Origin of the sequence: Paractinoplanes rishiriensis (genome assembly GCF_016862375.1) — a bacterium.
GTDB lineage: Bacteria > Actinomycetota > Actinomycetes > Mycobacteriales > Micromonosporaceae > Actinoplanes > Actinoplanes rishiriensis.
The window spans coordinates 1-18290 of record NZ_BOMV01000036.1 but is presented as its reverse complement, the minus strand read 5'-3'; the positions used below and the strand labels follow the sequence as shown (position 1 = coordinate 18290).

General features: G+C 68.4%; 17 protein-coding genes and 1 other RNA gene. 16 read left to right on the top strand and 2 right to left on the bottom strand.

Translation table 11 applies throughout. From position 1 onward, the window contains the following. The first annotated feature begins 37 nt into the window (after positions 1-37). The 8 genes from Ari01nite_RS16455 (at position 38) to ssrA (ending at position 6379) form a co-directional block, all read left to right on the top strand. Positions 38-553 carry a PadR family transcriptional regulator gene (locus Ari01nite_RS16455; RefSeq protein ID WP_203782131.1) on the top strand — a complete coding sequence of 172 codons (516 nt, stop codon included), beginning with the start codon at positions 38-40 and terminating at the stop codon, positions 551-553. A gap of 58 nt (positions 554-611) precedes the next feature. Next, entirely contained in the window at positions 612-1727 is a 1116-nt protein-coding gene (prfB, locus tag Ari01nite_RS16450) for a peptide chain release factor 2 (RefSeq protein WP_438872173.1), read from the top strand. Positions 1728-1852: 125 nt separating this feature from the next. Continuing rightward, positions 1853-2533, top strand: a complete 681-nt coding sequence (ftsE, locus tag Ari01nite_RS16445; protein WP_203782129.1) for a cell division ATP-binding protein FtsE — start codon at positions 1853-1855, stop codon at positions 2531-2533. A gap of 75 nt (positions 2534-2608) precedes the next feature. Further along, entirely contained in the window at positions 2609-3484 is an 876-nt protein-coding gene (ftsX, locus tag Ari01nite_RS16440) for a permease-like cell division protein FtsX (protein ID WP_203782128.1), read from the top strand. A 168-nt stretch (positions 3485-3652) separates the two neighbouring features. Further along, on the top strand, positions 3653-4831 hold the full coding sequence (locus Ari01nite_RS16435; RefSeq protein ID WP_239162795.1) for a M23 family metallopeptidase: 1179 nt from the start codon (positions 3653-3655) through the stop codon (positions 4829-4831). 21 nt (positions 4832-4852) lie between these two features. After that, positions 4853-5326: an SsrA-binding protein SmpB gene (gene smpB, locus Ari01nite_RS16430; protein WP_203782126.1), complete on the top strand. Its 474-nt coding sequence runs from the start codon at positions 4853-4855 to the stop codon at positions 5324-5326. Positions 5327-5374: 48 nt separating this feature from the next. Beyond that, on the top strand, positions 5375-5977 hold the full coding sequence (locus Ari01nite_RS16425) for a cellulose binding domain-containing protein (protein ID WP_203782125.1): 603 nt from the start codon (positions 5375-5377) through the stop codon (positions 5975-5977). A 26-nt stretch (positions 5978-6003) separates the two neighbouring features. Continuing rightward, positions 6004-6379, top strand: a transfer-messenger RNA (tmRNA) gene (gene ssrA, locus Ari01nite_RS16420). A gap of 281 nt (positions 6380-6660) precedes the next feature. Here ssrA and Ari01nite_RS16415 read toward each other — a convergent pair. Then, entirely contained in the window at positions 6661-7398 is a 738-nt protein-coding gene (locus tag Ari01nite_RS16415; RefSeq protein ID WP_203782124.1) for a TetR/AcrR family transcriptional regulator, read from the bottom strand. A gap of 68 nt (positions 7399-7466) precedes the next feature. On the opposite strand from Ari01nite_RS16415, the gene Ari01nite_RS16410 reads away from it, so the two are divergent. From Ari01nite_RS16410 to Ari01nite_RS16385, 6 genes are all read left to right on the top strand, one after another. Beyond that, a complete protein-coding gene (locus Ari01nite_RS16410) occupies positions 7467-8669 on the top strand; it encodes an FAD-dependent monooxygenase (RefSeq protein WP_239162794.1) in 1203 nt (400 codons plus the stop codon). Between the two features lie 274 nt (positions 8670-8943). Further along, a complete protein-coding gene (locus Ari01nite_RS16405; protein WP_203782123.1) occupies positions 8944-11235 on the top strand; it encodes a hypothetical protein in 2292 nt (763 codons plus the stop codon). 147 nt (positions 11236-11382) lie between these two features. Further along, entirely contained in the window at positions 11383-11901 is a 519-nt protein-coding gene (locus Ari01nite_RS16400) for an RNA polymerase sigma factor (RefSeq protein ID WP_203782122.1), read from the top strand. Further along, positions 11882-12484: a LytR C-terminal domain-containing protein gene (locus Ari01nite_RS16395; protein WP_203782121.1), complete on the top strand. Its 603-nt coding sequence runs from the start codon at positions 11882-11884 to the stop codon at positions 12482-12484. The genes Ari01nite_RS16400 and Ari01nite_RS16395 overlap by 20 nt, the downstream gene beginning before the upstream one ends. 84 nt (positions 12485-12568) lie before the next feature. Continuing rightward, the gene (locus tag Ari01nite_RS16390; protein WP_203782120.1) at positions 12569-13165 is read left to right on the top strand and encodes a glycine-rich domain-containing protein; all 597 of its coding nucleotides are present in this window, start codon (positions 12569-12571) and stop codon (positions 13163-13165) included. Positions 13166-13388: 223 nt separating this feature from the next. Next, positions 13389-14732, top strand: a complete 1344-nt coding sequence (locus Ari01nite_RS16385) for a stress response protein (protein ID WP_203782119.1) — start codon at positions 13389-13391, stop codon at positions 14730-14732. Here the strand turns inward: Ari01nite_RS16385 and Ari01nite_RS16380 are convergent. Further along, positions 14729-15418: an aggregation-promoting factor C-terminal-like domain-containing protein gene (locus tag Ari01nite_RS16380; protein WP_203782118.1), complete on the bottom strand. Its 690-nt coding sequence runs from the start codon at positions 15416-15418 to the stop codon at positions 14729-14731. The genes Ari01nite_RS16385 and Ari01nite_RS16380 overlap by 4 nt on opposite strands. Before the next feature lie 155 nt (positions 15419-15573). On the opposite strand from Ari01nite_RS16380, the gene Ari01nite_RS16375 reads away from it, so the two are divergent. Both Ari01nite_RS16375 and Ari01nite_RS16370 read left to right on the top strand, forming a co-directional pair. Further along, complete coding sequence (locus Ari01nite_RS16375; protein ID WP_203782117.1) at positions 15574-16524, top strand: cellulose binding domain-containing protein; 951 nt, start codon at positions 15574-15576, stop codon at positions 16522-16524. 278 nt (positions 16525-16802) lie between these two features. Next, positions 16803-17276, top strand: coding sequence for a hypothetical protein (locus Ari01nite_RS16370; protein WP_203782116.1), 474 nt, complete (start codon positions 16803-16805; stop codon positions 17274-17276). Positions 17277-18290: the final 1014 nt, after the last annotated feature.

The window sequence follows — 18290 nt, the reverse complement described above, 5'->3', positions numbered from 1 at the left end:
CTGGACGCCAGCGCGACAAAGTGGCAGCTTAGAAGGCATGCCCGACTCTCAGATCAATCCCACGGCTGCCGCTCTGCTCGGCCTGCTTCACGAGGGGCCGATGACCGGCGGACAGCTCATGGCGGCTGCCGAACGCCGCCTCGGGCCCTACTGGTCGATGACGCGGAGCCAGGTCTACCGCGAACTGCCCGTGCTCGCCGACATGGGATACGTCCGGCTCGGCAAGCCCGGCCCCCGCTCCAGCCAGCCCTATGCCATCACCGCCTCCGGGAAGCGCGCCTTCAGCCGGTGGCTCGCCGAGGCTCCCGGCCGCGACGCCCTGCGCAATCCGATTGCGCTGCGGGTCGCCTTCGGCGAGCAGCACAGTGGTACCCAGTTGCAGGCGCTCTACAGCGGCGCCAACGAATACCACGCGGAAGCCCTGGCCATGGCCAAGGAGCAGGCGAAGGAGGCGAAGAAGAACGGGGACGCGTACGGGTCCGCCGCGCTCGAATTCGCGGTCGCCTACCACAAGGCCGCGCTGACCTGGCTGAAGTCCGCACCGGCCAACTGATTCCTCGATTCGACCGCCCCGCCCGGCCGGATGGCCGGGCGGCGTAGTCTTGAATGTCGTGACCGCTGATTTCCCGGAGCAACTGAAGGCCCTCGACGCCACCCTGCGCAACATCGAGAACGTCCTGGACGTTGACCGGCTGCGCCGGGACAAGGCCGAACTCGAGGAGCAGGCCTCCGCCCCCGACCTGTGGGACGACCAGGCCCGGGCCCAGGAGGTCAACAGCCGCCTGTCGTACGTGTCCGGTGAGATCGGCAAGCTGGAGCGCCTGCGGTCCCGCCTGGACGACGCCGGCGTGCTGCTCGAACTCGCCGAGGCCGAGTCCGACGCGGGGTCGCTCGCCGAGGTCGGCGACGAGGTCGTCGCGCTCGGCAAGGCCGTCGAGGAGATGGAGGTCCGCACCCTGCTCTCCGGCGAGTACGACTCGCGGGAGGCGGTGGTGGCCATCCGGGCCGGTGCCGGCGGCGTGGACGCGGCCGACTTCGCCGAGATGCTGATGCGGATGTACCTGCGCTGGGCCGAGCGGCACGGCTACCCGACCGAGGTCTACGAGACGTCGTACGCGGAGGAGGCCGGGCTCAAGTCCGCCACGTTCGCGGTCAAGGTGCCGTACGCGTACGGCACCCTCAGCGTCGAGTCGGGCACCCACCGGCTGGTCCGGATCAGCCCGTTCGACAACCAGGGCCGACGGCAGACGAGCTTCGCCGGCGTCGAGGTGATGCCGGTGGTCGAGCAGACCGACCACATCGACATCCCGGATAACGAGATCCGGACCGACGTCTACCGGTCGTCGGGTCCGGGTGGACAGAGCGTGAACACCACTGACTCGGCTGTGCGCCTGACGCACATTCCGACCGGCATCGTGGTGACCTGCCAGAACGAGAAGTCCCAGCTCCAGAACAAGGCCTCGGCCATGCGGGTGCTCCAGGCCCGGCTGCTCGAGCGCAAGCGGCAGGAGGAGGAGGCCAAGATGGCCGGCCTCAAACAGGACACCACCGGCTCCTGGGGCGACCAGATGCGCTCGTACGTCCTGCACCCGTATCAAATGGTGAAGGATCTGCGAACCGAGCAGGAGACGGGCAATCCTTCCGCGGTATTTGATGGTGAGTTGGACGAGTTCATCGAGGCCGGGATCAGGTGGCGCAAGCAGTCGCAGATCGCGGCATCCTCGTAAGAACCCCAAGATCCGACACGTACGGCGACGGTGCCTGAACGTTCGGTCAGGCACCGGGCCGGTACGGCGGATTGGCGGACCCGCCGGGGTTGGAGTTTTCGTTACACCGCGTAGACTCCGTTCCCGTGATTCAGCTCGAGAACGTGACGAAGACGTACCCCAAGGCGTCTCGCCCGTCGCTGGACGACGTCAGCGTGGGCATCGAGAAGGGTGAGTTCGTCTTCTTCATCGGCCCCTCCGGTTCCGGCAAGTCGACGATCATCAAGCTGCTCCTGCACGAGGTCGCGCCGACCCACGGCAAGGTCATGGTGAACGCCAAGGACGTAACCTCGCTGCGGTCGTGGAAGATTCCGCACTTCCGCCGCTCGATCGGCTGCGTCTTCCAGGACTTCCGTCTGCTGCCCAACCGCACGGCGTACGAGAATGTGGCCTTTGCCCTTGAGGTGATCGGCAAGACCAAGGCGGTGGCCCGGCGGGTCGTGCCCGAGGTGCTCGAACTGGTCGGCCTCGGCGGCAAGGAGCACCGCTACCCGCACGAGCTCTCCGGTGGCGAGCAACAGCGCGTGGCGGTCGCCCGGGCGTTCGTCAACCGGCCGCTGATTCTGCTCGCCGACGAGCCGACGGGTAACCTCGACCCGGACACCTCGATCGAGATCATGCGACTGCTGGACCGGATCAACCGGACCGGCACGACGGTCGTGATGGTCACGCACGACTCCAACATCGTCAACCAGATGCGGCGCCGGGTCATCGAGATCGAGAGCGGCCGCATCGTTCGTGACCAGGCCCGCGGCGTCTACGGCTGAGCCCCGGCTCCGTTGCAACACCTGCCCCCGACCTAGAAAACCAGCAAGACGCGGAGTCCCGGAAGGAACCCCCCGATGCGCTTGAAGTACGTCCTCAACGAGGTCCTGGTGGGCCTGTGGCGAAACGTCACGATGACGATCGCCATGATCATCACCATGTCGGTCTCGCTGACCATGCTGGGCGCTAGCGTGCTGCTGTACATGCAGGTCGACCAGATGAAGAACTACTACTACGGCGAGATCGAGGTCTCGATCTTCCTGCGTACCGACGTCACCGAGGCGCAGCGCCAGGCGATCGACCAGGCGATCGACGGCAACACCCTGGTCGCCAACAAGACCTACGAGACGCGCGAAGAGGCGTTCCGGCGGTTCAAGGAGCTGTGGGCGGACTCACCCGACTTCGTCAACTCGGTCGGCCCGAACAGCCTGCCCGAGTCGTTCCGGGTGAAGCTCAAAGACCCGGAGCAGTACAAAACGTTCGCCGACCAGATGCAGGGCATGCCCGGCATTCAGGACATCATCGACCAGCGCACCCTGCTCGACAAGGTGTTCAACATCTTCAACGCGATCCAGGTGATGACGCTGGTGGTCGCGGCGTTCATGGCCCTGGCGGCGTTGCTCCTGGTCGGTAACACGATCCAGGTGGCTGCCTACAGCAAACGGCGCGAGGTCGCCGTCATGAAACTGGTGGGCGCGTCGAACTGGTTCATCCAGGCGCCGTTCGTGCTCGAGGCGGTGGTGGCCGGCCTCATCGGCGCGATCCTGGGCTTCATCGCGCTGTTCGCCAGCAAGCTCATCCTGTTCGACAACAAGCTCCAGGCCCTCACCAACATCCTCACGCCGATCGAGAACGGCAACGTGTGGCTCATGCTGCCGCTGCTGGCCGGCGTGGGCGCGGTGGTCAGCGCCGTCACCGCGTGGGTGACGCTGCGCTTCTACCTGAAGGTCTGACGCTTCGCCGTTACTTCGGCCGCGTTCCCACTCGTATCGGGAACGCGGCCGTTGGGCGATTTAGGCAGTTAGTTGCGGTTGGTACGGGTACGGTGAGTCCCCGTGTGGTCCAAACGTCGACATAGCCGGGTATTGCCCGTTCTGGCAACGTGCGCGTGTCTTGTCAGTTTGACGGTCGTCCCCGGCCGCGCCGCCGCCGAGAACGACTCCGCGGGCCGGGCCGCCCGCGCGGTGGACCGCGTCGAGGCCGTCCTGGAGGGCGCCACCGCCCGCGCCCGCGCCGCCGCGATCCGGCTCGAAGCCGCCACCGCTGCCATGCCGGCGGCCCAGCAGCGGCTCGCCACCTCACGCGGCGCCGTGGCCGCCGCCATCGTCGCGGCCAACACCGCGGGCCGGCAGGCCAACGCCGCCCGGGCCGAGTATGACCAGATCGCCGGCGAGTACGACCAGGCGCAGCACTACTTCTCGGCGGCCCGCGACCGGGTCGACCAGATCGCTCAGGCGAGCTACAAGGGCAGCAACTTCTCCCGGATCAACGTGCTGGTCGAGGCGACCGGGCCGGGCGACATCATGGACCGGCTCAGCATCGTCGACCAGCTCATGCGGTCCCAGCACCAGGACGTGATGCGGCTGCTCGACGCGCGGCGGGTGGCGCGTACCGCCCAAGACCGGGCGGGTTTCGCCAAGCGGCAGGCGGAGGAGGCCGAGGCGGCAGCCGAGGCGAAGCTGAAGGCGGCCAAGGACGCCCAGCAGGCGGCCGTACGCGCCCGGCAGGAGCTGGTCAAGCTCACCACCATGCGGCAGGCCGCGCTGCGGATCGCCAACGCGCAGCGGGCCACGGTACTGGCCCAGTACCGGGCCGCGGTGGCACAGGAACGACGGATCCGGGCCGCCCTGCACGGGTGGTCGATCAAGTCCGGCGACGGCCGGTACGCGGGCGGCAAGCTGTTCATGCCGGTCAACGGCTGGAAGTCCAGCGACTACGGACAGCGATATGATCCGTATTACCGTGTGTGGCAGTTGCACGCCGGCACCGACTTCGCGGCCGGCGGCGGCACGCCGATCCACGCGGCCGCCGACGGCCGTGTGATCCGGGCCGGCTGGGCCGGTGGCTACGGCAAATACACCTGCATCAACCACGGGCGGCTCAGCGGCTACTGGTTCCAGACCTGTTACGGCCACCAGTCGACGATGCTGGCGCGGGTCGGCGACCGGGTGCGGCGCGGCGAGGTGATCGGGCGGGTCGGCACCACGGGCGCGTCCACCGGCAACCATCTGCACTTCGAGACCCGCTTCAACGGCGTGCCCCGGAACCCGTTGCACTACCTGCCCGGCTGTCTCTGCTGACCCGCAAGTAGCATTGATCGCATGCCACGCGAACAGGGACGCAAGGTCGTCGCGTCCAACCGCAAGGCCCGCCACGACTACAGCATCCTGGACACGTACGAGGCCGGCATGGCGCTCGCCGGCACCGAGGTGAAAAGCCTGCGGCTCGGCCGGGCCTCGCTGGTCGACGCGTTCGGCCATGAGAGCGGCGGCGAGATCTTCCTGCACGGGATGCACATCCCGGAGTACACGATGGGCACGTGGACCAACCACGAGCCGCGCCGCGTCCGCAAGCTGCTGCTGAACCGCGACGAGATCCGGAAGATCCAGGGCAAACTTCGCGATGAGGGCACCACCCTGGTCCCGCTGTCGGTGTATTTCCAGAACGGGTACGCCAAGGTCGAGATCGCCCTGGCCCGCGGTAAGAAGAGCTACGACAAGCGCCAGGACCTCGCCACCCGCGACGCCCAGCGTGAGATCAATCGTGCGATGGGCCGTCGCAGCAAGGGCATGTAACCGGTATTGTCCCGGGGCGATCCCTCTTTGCCCCCGGAAGGATGGCAGTTGCCACCCAAGCACTCCGCGCGCCCGGCACGCGCTGCCCGGATCTTCCTGAGCGCCGCCGCCGCGGTACTGGTCCTGCTGGTCGTGTGGATCGCCGCCCGGGCGGTGGGTCCGGCCCAGGCCGGGCGTGGTCCCAGCATCGTGGTGCCGCCGTCGCCCTCTTTGACGCCGTCGCCGCCGCCCTCTTTGCCGCCCTCGCTGTCCCCGTCGCGGTCGCCGTCGCGGACGCCCACGAAAACCCGCAAGCCGTCGCCGTCGCCGCCGTCGCGGACCTCCGCGACGCCCCGTCGCGATCTTTCGGTCACCGTGCGCGTCGGGGCCGGCTGGGAGCAGGGGTACGTGGCCATGGCGCGCGTGACGAACGACGGCGAGGCCGCGCGCAGCTGGACGGTGACGGTCACCCACAGCGGCGACGACGACGTCACCTTGCGCAACACGTGGAGCGCCGAGGGCCGGCAGGGCGGCGACAGTTTCACCTTCACCGGCGGCCCGCTGGCCCCCGGTGAGACGGCCAGCTTCGGCTTCCAGGCCGGCACGGAGAGCCGCGGCAACGCCCGCCCCGCTGGCTGCACCGTCGTGGGCGGCCGATGCAGTGTGAGCTAGACTTGCGGGGCTGTGTAACAAGGCATGGGGGTGACTGGTTTCGACTTCGTACGTGGAGACAGGGGAAGCGAGCCGAGGAAGCCGACGTCGTCTCGAGAATCGGTCGTCGGAAACCAATAAGCGCCGATACTAATCGCGCTGACTTCGCTCTCGCCGCCTGAGGCGAGTAGTGAGTCTGTCGGGCTGGGAGCACCTCCGTCCCAGATTTCCGGCATCAGCTAGGAGGTTGGCCAACCGGCCCCGGTCGCGGGGGCCGCACGGCGAGATTAATCAGCGACTGGGCCCGTCATACCAACTCGCTCACGTGAACGGTAGGGCCGAGTAGAGGCATAGTGAGCTGCGCTCGGAGAAGCCCTGACAAAACAACGAAGGACCCGGGTTCGATTCCCGGCACCTCCACGGCGTGGCGGCCCCCTGTTCGCAGAAAGCGCGAACAGGGGGCCGTTCCGGTATGTCTGCTCCGGGGGCCGAGCCCCCGGACGCCCCGCGGTGTGGTGGTTGCGGTTCGGTGTGGTGGTGCTGGTTGGGCGGCTGTGTGCTGGTTGGGCGGCTGTGTGCGGGTTGGGCGGCTGTGTGCGGGTTGGGCGGCTGGCTGCGGTTGATCCTGCGTACCTCGGCGGGGCCGTCGGTCGCCTTGATGGCAGTTTCGTCGTCCGGGCTTATTCGTCGCTTGGCTTCCGTCTTCAGCGGGCGCGGCTCCGGATGAGGGCTGCCACGCCGTCCAGGATGCGGTTTAGGCCGAATCGGTAGTCGAACTGCCGCTCATCCTCGGTGGCGTCCGGTGGATAGTCGAATGCGCCCGCGTCGATGGCCGTACGAAGTGCGGGAAACCGTTTCGCATCGACGAGGCCACCGAGTAGTGCGCTGTAGGCCGCGACCGATTCTCCCGAAGCGGCCGGACCGAGATTCGTATTCAACCGCGCGGTGCTGAGCATGTAGTTGGCGATCAGCAGGACGACGCCGGCTTTATCGGCTTCGGTGAGCCCGGTGTCGCGCAGCACACGCAGGGCGCGGTCGGTCCACACCAACTGGTTGGGCGTGATCGGCGGCCCGGTGATGGGTAGATGCACGATCCAGGAATGGGCGTGCAGCATCACCCATTGCGCCCGACACCAGCGCAGGAGGCCGAGCCGCCAGTCGTCGCCAGGCTCGTCGAGTTCGGCGGGTGCGGCCGTGACCATGTCCAGCATCAGCAGCAGCAACTCGTTCTTACTCTTGATGTGCCGGTAGAGCGACATCGTGGTGAAGCCCAGTCGTTCGGCGATCTTGGCCATCGACACCGCATCCAGGCCGCCGACATCGGCCACCTCCACTGCCGCGCGCACGATGCGGGACAGGCTCAACCCCGGCCGGGGTTCCGAAGCCGGCCCGTCAAGTCGACCCCAGAGCAGCTCGAGGCCGGCCGGCATCTTGTCGTTCATCGTTCCACATTATTCGTGCTCGCCGAGGGCTTGCACACCCGGCCTGTGTACCCCATACACTGCTGTGTATGGCATACACAGCAATGGTGATCGGCGCGGGCATCGCCGGGTCCGCGAGCGCGATCGCCCTGCACAAGGCGGGGATCAGGGCGGTCGTCTACGAGGCTTACGAAAGGACCGCGGACAACGCGGGCGTCTTTCTGACTCTTGCGGTGAACGCGCTTGACGCAATGCGCGCGCTGGATCTCGACGTCAGCGACCTCGGCTTCGACACGCCGAGAATCACGATCAGCAGCGGTTCCGGACGCAAGCTCGGCGAGTTGCCCTACGGCACGACCCTCTCGGGCGGCATGGTGAGCCGGACCGTCAAGCGTGCCGACCTGTACCGCGCACTCCGCGCACGGGCCGTCAGCAGTGGCGTGCGCATCGAGCACGGGAAGCAACTCGTCGACGCGGAAACTACCGGCGACGGGGTGCTGGCGAGATTCGCCGACGGCACCGTGGCCACCGGAGACCTGCTGATCGGTGCCGACGGGCTGCGGTCGCGCACCCGCGAGGTCATTGCCCCGGACGCGCCGGGCGCGCGGTACACCGGGCTGCTCAACACCGGCGGCTACGCGCGCGGCATCTCGTCCGGCAGCGAGCCGGGTGTGATGAACGCGCTCTTCGGCAGGCGTTGCTTCATGGCATACACGTCGCATCCGAACGGCGAAGTCTGGTGGGTGGCGAATCCGGCCTGCGCCACCGAACCCACCCCGGCCGAGTTGGCCGCGATCGCTCCGGAGGAGTGGCGTACCCGCCTGACCGGCCTGTTCCGGCAGGATCGCGGGCCCGCCGTGGACATCATCGCGGCGACCGACAAGATCTTTGTTGGCTGGAACACCTACGACCTTCCTACCGTGTCGAGGTGGCACCGGGACCGGATGATCATCATCGGGGACGCCGCGCATGCCACCGCCCCCTCGATCGGACAGGGTGCGGCCATGGCCATCGAGGACGCCGTCGTGCTGGCCAAATGCCTGCGTGACGCCCCCAGCATCAGCGCCGCGTTCACCACCTATGAATCGTTACGACGCGAACGTGTGGAACGCGTGGTGGAGCAAGGAAAACGGACCGGCGGCTGGAAGGCGCTCGGCCCGGTGGCCCGGCTACCGCGCGACCTGGTCATGAGCCTGGCGATGAAGCGCATGGCCCGCGCCGGCAACGACCCCAGCCAATGGATCTACGAGCATCACATCGACTGGGACGAACCCGTTCGGGACAGCTCTTGAGGAGGGCAATCAGCGTTGTCACGGTATTGATGAGCGTGTCATCATCCGGGGGCTCCACGTCTGGTGTGGAGCTTCCGGGGGGATCATCATGTTCGGACGAAGTACCGTGCGCCCAGGTCTGGTGGGGTTGGTCTGCGCGCTTGTTCTGTCTTCTGTGGTAAGCGGCGGTGCGCCGGCGGCCGCAGCGTCCGCCGGCGCACCGGCCGCTCCGCAACCTGTTCCGACTTCGGGTCCGAAGCCCGGGCCGGGAGGTGCTACGGCCAAACCCAAGCCGGTGCCCACCAGCGACCTGAGCCCGAAGCGGGTCAACGTCAAACCGGGAGCCCGGCCGCCGGTGGCGGCCGCCGTCGACAAGCAGGGTGCGGCGGCGCCGGCCGGGTGCGGCGGCGTTATGAAGCTCCTCGAGGTCTACAGCTGTTCGTCCCTCTCGGGGAGCCGGCAGGATACGTTCACGGTGGTCACGACCGTCGACGACGACGTGCTGCACGGGACGTTCACGCAGGTGAGCAACGGCGAAAATCTGGACTACGCCGGCGCTCAGGTTTACGACGCCGACGGCAACTACCTCTGCTACTTCGGCACCTACCCGGGGACGTGCCAGCTCGGCGCGGCCGGGACGTACACGGTGCTGGTGGCGCTGTCCTGGGGTGTCGGCGACGTCGCCTACACGTTCGCGGTGCAGTCGAGGAAGACACCTGCCGCCTGCCGGACGCTCGGCAACGGGTTCTTCTCCTTCGCCTCGGGGGGACGCGCCGGCGATCTGGTCAAGGGGTCGGCAGGCGACTGCTACAAGTTCGACCAGCCGGCCGGCACGGTGCTGCAGATGTGGCCGACCAACTCGACCGGCGACGTCCGGGGCGAGATCCTCGACGGCTCCTTCCAGCCGGTCTGCCCGATACGGGACGCCTACCAGTGCACGCTGACCTCGCCCGGGCCTTACCACGTGATGACGTACGAGGGCTACGGCAGCGCCGCCACCTACACGTTGCGGATGGCCCGGATCACGCAGTCGGTCGGATGCCCGGTGTTGCGGCCGGTGCCGTTCGGTGACCCGGGCAGCGGGGCCGGCACCGGCAGTCTGGCCGGGCAGGGCACCGTCGCCTGCCACAAGCTGCGCACGCCGGCCACCGGTGGCGTGCTGGTCCGCATCGACGAAGACCAGTCGATCTGGTGGACCGTCTTCGACGACGCCGGCCGACAGGTCTGCGACAAACACTCGAACTCCTGGTCCTGCAACCTGCCGGCGGCGGGTGCCTACACGGTCATCACCAGTAACCAGGACTGGAATTCGATCACCTACGCGATCGCGGTGACGGCCCTCTACCGGTCGGCGGGCTGCTCCACGCGCACGTCGCTGGGATGGGACCAGGCCGCCTCCCTGTTGACCGCGACGTCCGGGGTGCAGGCCAACTGCCAGCAGTTCCGGGGTACGGCGGGTCAGCGGGTGGTGGTCTACTCGTCGCCGATCACCTACAACATGGTCTTCACCATGCTGGTCGACAGCACCGGTCAGGCGCTCTGCATCGTCCACAGCGAGGAGACCGGCTGCGCCCTGCCGGCCAACGGCACGTACCGGGCCGTCTCGCTCCTGGACCGGGTACCCACCGAGAGTTCGTACAAGGTGCAGGTCCGCAGCCTGACCTCGCCGAGCGGATGCCCGGTGGTCGGCGTCGGCGCATTCAACGCACCGCCGGCCGGTGCGGCCGGGCCGATCCGCTGCCGGACGCTGCGGGTCACCGAGGCGGGCATCCTCCAGATCCGGCTGTACGACGCCGAGAACTACCGGAAATACGCGGCGGTCTACGACCGTACGGGACACCGGATCTGCAACGACAGCAGCTACTGCGAGTTCACCGCGGCCGGCGATTACACGGTGGTGATCGACGGGCAGTCGCCCCCGGTCATCGACAACGACTTCGTCTACGTCACGAGCGTGTTGCCCGCACGGCCGGCCGGATGCCCGGTCCTGTCGCAGGAGCTCTATAAGGGGGCCTTCACCGATCCGGGGCAGTACTTCTGCGTGCAACTCGCGCAGCCGGCCGGGGCGCGCGTCGCCGAACTGGTTCCCGCCGACCAGCTTTACCCGTTCACCTACGTCGTGGACTCGGCCGGAAACTATCTCTGCGACTCGACGTATCAGCTGCGGCAGACCAGCTGCGAGCTGACCGGCACCGCGCCGTTCTTCGCGATCCTGTCGGAGCAGGAGGAACAGGCGCCGGCTCCGTTCGCGGCGCGGTTCGTCCGGGTCGACGGGCCACCGTCCTGTCCCGCCCTGGACGGCACGGCGGTGACGACCACCGCCGACGAGTTCGTCGTCTGCCGCAGCATCCCCGCCGACGGACACGGCGCCACCGAGGCGTTCTCCTGGCGCCGGGTTTCCGGGACGGGCGGCGCCCACCTCTCGGTCTTCGACGCCAGTGGGATCCGGTACTGCGGCCCGACCGGCACCTACACCGAGCGCACCGCGACCTGCCGGCTCCCGGCCGGGCCGCTGACGGTGCTCCTGAACGCGGCGGGCGCGGACGCCACGTACGAGCTCAGCCATCAAGCCGCCGGGACCTCGTAGCATTTGCCACCACATCGGCCGCTTCGCCACTGGCGAGGCGGCCGATGCCGGTTTCGGCGAGCGCCCGACCGCCCACGTCGCCGGTGTAACCAGAAGCTCCGCTGCGGTGTGTTATCAGGTGTGCAGGTACCAACGGGAAGCGGGATCATGGCGGGCAGCGACAGCGCCGACTTCGACACCTTCTACATCGCGGCGGTTCGGCGGGTCGTGCTCTACCTCTATGCCGCCTGCGGTGACCGGGCGGAGGCGCAGGACGTCGCCCAGGAAGCCTTCGCGCGAGCGTGGCAGCACTGGTCGCGGGTGGGCGGCTACGACGACCCCGAGGCGTGGGTGCGGACCGTTGCCTGGCGACTGATGATCAACCGGTGGCGCGGTCTGCGGCGCTGGCTCGCGGCCCGGGCCCGGATGGGGCCACCGGCCGAAGTGACCGGCAGCCCGTCACCGGACCGGGTCGCCGTCGTCGAGGCGCTGCAACGGCTGCCGAAGCCGCAGCGCCAAGTCATCGCCCTGCACTACCTGCTGGACATGTCAGTTCGCGACATCGCCGAGTTTGTCGGCGCCCCCGAGGGGACCGTCAAGGTGCGGCTGTCGCGGGCCCGAACCACCCTTGCCCGGTTGCTGGGCGAACAGGATCAGGAGAACAGCGATGCCACGTCCCGTGCATGAACGACTGCGAGAGCTGGAGACCGACGTGCGGGACCTCCCGGTCGCGCCGGCCGCCGCGGTCCGTGCTCGCGGCCGCACCCGGGGCCGCCGGCAGATGGCCGCGGCGGTGGCAGCGACCGCCGTCGTGGCCGTAACGGCAGGCGTCGCCTTCCTCCGGCCGCAAGGAGGAACCGCACCGACCGCTGGGACGGGTCACACCCTGAACTGCGTCGTCACCCTGCCGGACAGCTTCGCCGAAGTTCACGTCCGGGTGCTCGACGGCGGGGCGCCTGCCGGCCTGGTCGACACGGCGGTTTCTGAGCTGCGTGCCCGCGACGTCACGGTGCTGACCGGCACGATCAACCAGGAGCCGGAGGGACCGGCCGCGCTGCGCTACGGTCCCGCCACGATCGGCGCGGCGTCGTTGCTGCGGGCGGTGGTGACCGGCGACGTCACGATGACGTTCGACCCGGAACTGCGCGGCGAGACCGTCGACTTGACGCTCGGGCCGTCGTTCGAGCGTCTGGCCACCACCACCGAGATCAACCAGAACCTGGTGGAGCTGGGCAGGCCGTCCGCTCCGCCGCAGTGCGCGGGTGGCTGAGGTTCGTTGCGCCATCAGCGCCCGGCGGCGCACCCTGGCGACATGACACTCGTACGATTACGAAGCCGCGGAATGGCCCGCCGGTTGGCGGCCATCAACGCCTATGAATTCCCGTCCAGCGTCCGCAGTCGATTCAATCTCCAGCACCAATCCCTGTCCGCCGAGGAAATAGGCATCGTCGAGTCCGGAACGCGTCAGTGGTACCGGCTCGTCGCGCGGCATCCGAAGGCAAAACTGGCCATGCCCTCGGCAGTGGTCGACGACATGTGGCACGAGCACGTCCTGCACACCCGCGACTATGCGGCGTTCTGCGACATCGCGTTCGTGCGTTTCCTGCACCACACCCCCGAATCCGCGATGACCGCGGAAGGCGCCGCCGACAACCAAACCGCGGGTCTCGCGACGACCTACCGGTTGGCGCAACAGGACGAGGCCGGCCGGCTGCCGCTGCTCTTCCGGGTGGACGCCGACCTAGGCATCACCGGCGGCCGTCGCTACCTCGCCGACTGCGGCGGCCGCGGCCAGTGCCACGACATGCCCGGCACGATATGCCTGCAGCACATCGCCGGCCCGGGCCGAGGCTTCCGCGGCCGCTGGATGCCGAGCAGCGAATACGGCCGCTACCCGGGCGACGGAGGCGGAGGCGCCCACGGCTGCGGCGGCGGCTGCGGCGGCTCGTGATCACCTCGCCGCTCGGAGCGGCAGTCCGTCAGCTCTCTGCCGCCGTCGGCACAAGACTCGCGAATCTCGACGGCGGAGTGGAGCTGACAAGTACGCCTTCGTGAGCGTACGGATGGACATGAACTGATGACCGGTAGGACATCCGTTTGTAGCTTTTCCGTAGCTCTGCGTGCTGTCGATCCGGGCGTAACCTTCGTGCACATTGCGTTACGAGGAGTGATCAATGTCCGAAGAGACCTGGCTTGCTGCGCGGCTTATTCCGACCTCGGGGATCAACGGTGCTGATGAACAGGAGCGGCGGGCTACGTCGGCTCTGCTCGCGGTGATGAGTGCGGTTCGGGAGTTCGGGCGGTCGCTGACGCAGCCGCTCGGTGCGCCGGCGGGGCCGGTACAGACGTTCATCGAGGTTCCGTTCCGGCTCGGCGATGGGAAGGCGTTCCCGGACGGGCTTATCCGGGTCAGTCGTGGGCAGCGGCAATGGACGGCCCTCGTGGAGGTCAAGACGGGGAGCAGCGAGCTGCAGACGGAACAGCTCGAGCGGTATCTCGACATTGCCCGGGAGCAGGGATTCGACGCGCTGATCACGATCTCCAATGAGATTCCGCCGGTGCCGGGACAGCACCCGACCGCGGTCGATAAACGGAAACTCAAGAAGGTGGCGTTGCATCACCTGCCATGGTCGGAAGTGCTGACCGCTGCCGTGATGCAGAAGGAATACCGCGGGGTCGCCGACCCGGACCAGGCGTGGGTGCTCGGCGAGCTGATTCGCTATCTCGAACATCCGCGATCCGGTGCCCTGGAATTCAGCGACATGGGGCCGAGTTGGGTGCCGTTGCGTGAGGCGGTCAATGCCGGGACGCTGCGGCCCACCGATCCGGCGGCGGTGGAGATCGCCGGGCGGTTCGATGCGCTGGTCCGGTTCGCCGGGCTCAAGCTGGGCCGGCGGCTGGGTGCCGAAATCGTGCCCGCCCTGACGCGGCGTGAGCTGGCCGAGCCGGTCACGCGGACCCAGGCACTGGCCACTCAACTGGTCGCCGCCGGGGCCATGACGGCAGCGCTGCGCATTCCCGGCGCGGTGGGAGTGCTATCGGTGACCGCCGACCTGCGGGCCGCGAAGATCACCTGTCAGGTGGATGTGGAGGCGCCCCGGGAAGGGCGGCCGACCACCCGCGTCAACTGGCTGGTGCGGCAGCTCAAGGAGGCGCCGGAAACCGTGCGGCTGGAGTCGTTCGCGGCCTACTCGCGTGGGCCGGGCAATGCTGAGCTGCTCAAAGTCGTACGGGAAAGCCCTGGAATTTTGATTGGCGATCCGAGCAAGGAGATCCGGTCGTTCCGGGTTGCGGCCAATTCACCGGCCGGGACGAAGCGGGGCGCCGGCCGCGGATCGTTCATCGATTCGGTGCTGGCCGCCATCGACGGTTTTTACGAGGACGTCATCCAGAACCTCAAGCCGTGGATGCCGGCGCCGCCGAAACTTCGGTCCCCGGACGCGGTGGTTGAGCCCGAACCGGTGGCTACGTCGCTCGTTTCGACGGCTATCTCTTCGCAGGACGGGCCGGAGGTCTAGTACGAGCCGACGTTCTGGAAATGGGTCCAGGCACCGCACGGGGTGTCGTAGCGGCCCTTGACGTAGCCGAGGCCCCATTTGATCTGGGTCGCTGGGTTTGTCTTCCAGTCGGCTCCGGCTGAGGCCATCTTTTTGCCGGGTAGGGCCTGGGGGATTCCGTAGGCGCCGGAGCTGCGGTTTTCGGCTCGGTAGTTCCAGCCGCTTTCCTTTTTCCACAGCTTGTCGAGGCAGGGGAACTGGTCGAGGGCGAAGCCGCGTTCCAGCATCAGGGTGCAGCCGATCGCGCGGCTGCCGCTGTACTCGTTGCAGGACTCGGGGATCGGGCCGGGGTACGGGACCGGGCCGCCGATTTCCTCGGCCTTCTTGCGGTCGGCGGCGGCTTTGCGTTCGGCCTTGGCCTTCTTTTCGAAGCTCTGGGCCTTTGCGGCAACGGTGTGCGCGGCGGCGGACGCCTTCTCGGCGGCGTCGCCCTCGGCCTGGCGCTGCCACGCGCGGGCGGCGGTCTGTTCGCCCTGGCGCTGCTTGAGCAGTTGCATCTCGTTGATCGCGACCTGCTCGACGGTCACGTCGCCGGCCTGCCGCTGGGTGTCCCGGTCCTGGCCCAGGTGAACGCCGCCGGCCAGGCCGGCTAACAGCAGGCCGGCGGAGGCGGCGCGCACGCCGATCCGGGTCCAGAGCCGATCCACGCGGGTCCCTTCCGTCTGGGGTGATCTCGGTTGAGCAGGCTACGCGATGGTCCGCGCCAAACGCCATGTCCGGCCGGGTACGGCGAAATTGTCGGAACCCGCCGACATCCGCAACGGGGGATTGGCCGGCAAACCTTCCATATATGGTCCTCGATATGAAGTCCTCGGCGCGTCTCGCGTTAGTCCTCTCCATAACTATTGGTGCGATTCTGGTACCGACCGCGGCTGCCACCGCCGCGTCGACCTCAGCGGTTGCCGCCTTCAGCCGCGTCGGCGAGTGGCCGGCCGGCTACGTCGGCAACATCACGGTCACCAACCACACCGCCACCGCACTCAACGGTTGGCGGGTCGAGTTCGACCTGCCCGCCGGCACCCGGACCGCCAGTTCGTACGGCGGCGTGTTCACCCGCACCGGCGACCACTACGTCGTGGTGAACGAGGCGTGGAACGGCACGATCCAGCCCGGCGCGTCGACCACCTTCGGCTGGGTCGCGGACGGGCGGGGCGAACCGCAGAACTGCGTCCTGAACGGGTCGGACTGCGCCGGGGTGCCCGAGGTGCCGCAGGATTACACGTCGCCCACCCGTACCGGTGCATTGTCTTTTGATCTTGCTGGCGGAGTCACCCTCAACTGGGCCCCGTCGACCGACGACAGCGGAACGGTCGCCTATGAGGTGAATGAGAGCTTCGGGCTGTCCCGCAAGGTCACCGAGAACCGGTACGTGTACACGACCGCGCCCGCGCTCCCGCCGCGGATCTACGTCTTCTGGGTGCGCGCGATCGACGCGGCCGGCAATGCGTCGATCGCGCAGTACAACACGCTGGGCCGGGTCTGGCGCGGCGACGAGCCGGCCGCCGCGCCCACCGGCCTGACCGCCGGCGCGGCCGCCCCCGGCCTGCTGCGGCTCAGTTGGACGCCGGTGCCGCCGGTCAACCAGATCAGCGTGCCGCCGACCGCCGGTTACGAGGCGCTCATCGACGGCGTCGTGGTCGGCCAGACCGGCCACAACTCGATCATCGTGCCCGCCCCCGCCCCTGGTCAGACGGTGGCCGTCCGCGCGGTCAACGCGGTCGACCAGCGCTCCACGCCGATCGAGCTGAGCTAGAGAGCTTGCGACGAAACAGCGATTCAACAAGATCTGTCTACCGGCGGGTGGAATGAGCAGTATGCGAAGCTTGCGCCTCTGTGCCGTCCCGGATCACGGAAAGATCATCCACCACCGGTCCCCGTGTCCAACGGTTCCACCGTGGGCATGAGCTGGGACGCGCCGACCTCGCCTGTCGCCCGGCTCGCGGATGCCGCGGGCCGGGCACGTTCCTGTTTGGACGCCCGTTGTTAACGTCGGTCCCAGGCGGCCGGCCGGCGGGAGGGCAGATGCGGAAAGTGGCGATCATCGCGCTGCTGGCCATCACGGCGCTGCTCGGCGGCTGCGCGACCGGCGATGCGGAGGCCGGCGAGGTGGCCAACCGCATCGGTCCAAGGCTAAATGCATTTTGGGGGTACGCCTTCGCCGGCCTAGAACAAGACGGCGACCGCCTGATCATCTACCGCAAGCCGAACACCGACCTGGACACCACCGTGCGCAAGTGGGCGGGCGACGTGGAGGTCGACTTCCGCGACGCGCCGTGGTCCTTGGACGACCTGCGGCCGCTGGTAGATCGTGTCCACGCCGACCGCCAGCATTGGGCAGAGCAAGAAATCCAGATCAGGTATGTGACCACCCGCCCCGACGGCACCGGCGTGAACGTGGTCGCCCAGACGAACGATCTGGACGCGGCCCAGACGGCGTTCACCCTGACCTACGACACCCGAGTCACCGTGGCGCTCCCCGCCACCACCGGCATAGTGCCAGCGTGACCCCCGCCGCCAACCCACCGGCTTGACCGCCTGCCGGATCCACCGGTGACCGACGGGCTTGACCACCAGCTTGGCCGACGTTTCGGCGCCGGCGTGACCGCGCATCGTGTCATCGGGCTTTCCGCACCCGACCGAAACGCAACCGCCCGGAGGTCAATCCCCGAGCGCGAGCGAGGGTTCCGAGCAAGTACGGAGTAAGCGATATTTCGGCCGGCAGGCACCGTGTTCAGAGCCGAGCTTCGGGCCCGGTCGATGTCGGCAGCTGGTTTGCCGTGGGAGCCGGGCAGTGGGAGCCGGGCAGTGGGAGCCGAGGCGTGGGAGCCGGGCAGTGGGAGCCGGGCAGTGGGAGCCGAGGCGTGGGAACCGAGCCGTGGGAACCGGGGCCGAGGGGCGAGGGGTGCGGGCCGGGAGACGTGAGCCGGACGGAAGCCCGGCAGCTGAGCAGCCATGGTGCGGAACCAGCGCCCCGGCGGAGCGTAATCGGCAATGCGCAACCAGGGTCGCCGCCGCCCACCCGGCGGAGCGTGAGATCGGGGTATGCGTAACCAGAGTCGCCGCGGAGCGGCCCGCAACCGGCGCGGTTCGTCCCAGCACACCACGCGCCAACCTTGGCCTGCGTGACCCGCCTCCCCTGGCGCACCACCGGCGCGGCAGCCAGACCACCCGCAGCAAGGGGACCGCCCAGGCGGCCCAAGCACGGACCAGCGGGCGACCCACCGCCCAGAGCGAGAGACCACCAAGCAAGACATGGGCGGGGGTGACCCAAGACAGACATAGATGGGGTGCAGTCAGTCTTGGGTCACCCCCGCCCATGGCGTCAAAGCGCAAGAACCCCCAACGCACAAAGCGCAACATCACCGCCCAGCTCAAGCGAGCGAACGAGCGAGCGAGGCGCACAGGGCGCGACGGCGGGCCGCGCAAGCAGGGCGGCAGGGCAGGGCGGCAGGGCAGGGCGGCAGGGCAGGGCGGCAGGGCAGGGCGGCAGGGCAGGGCGGCAGGGCAGGGCGGCAGGGC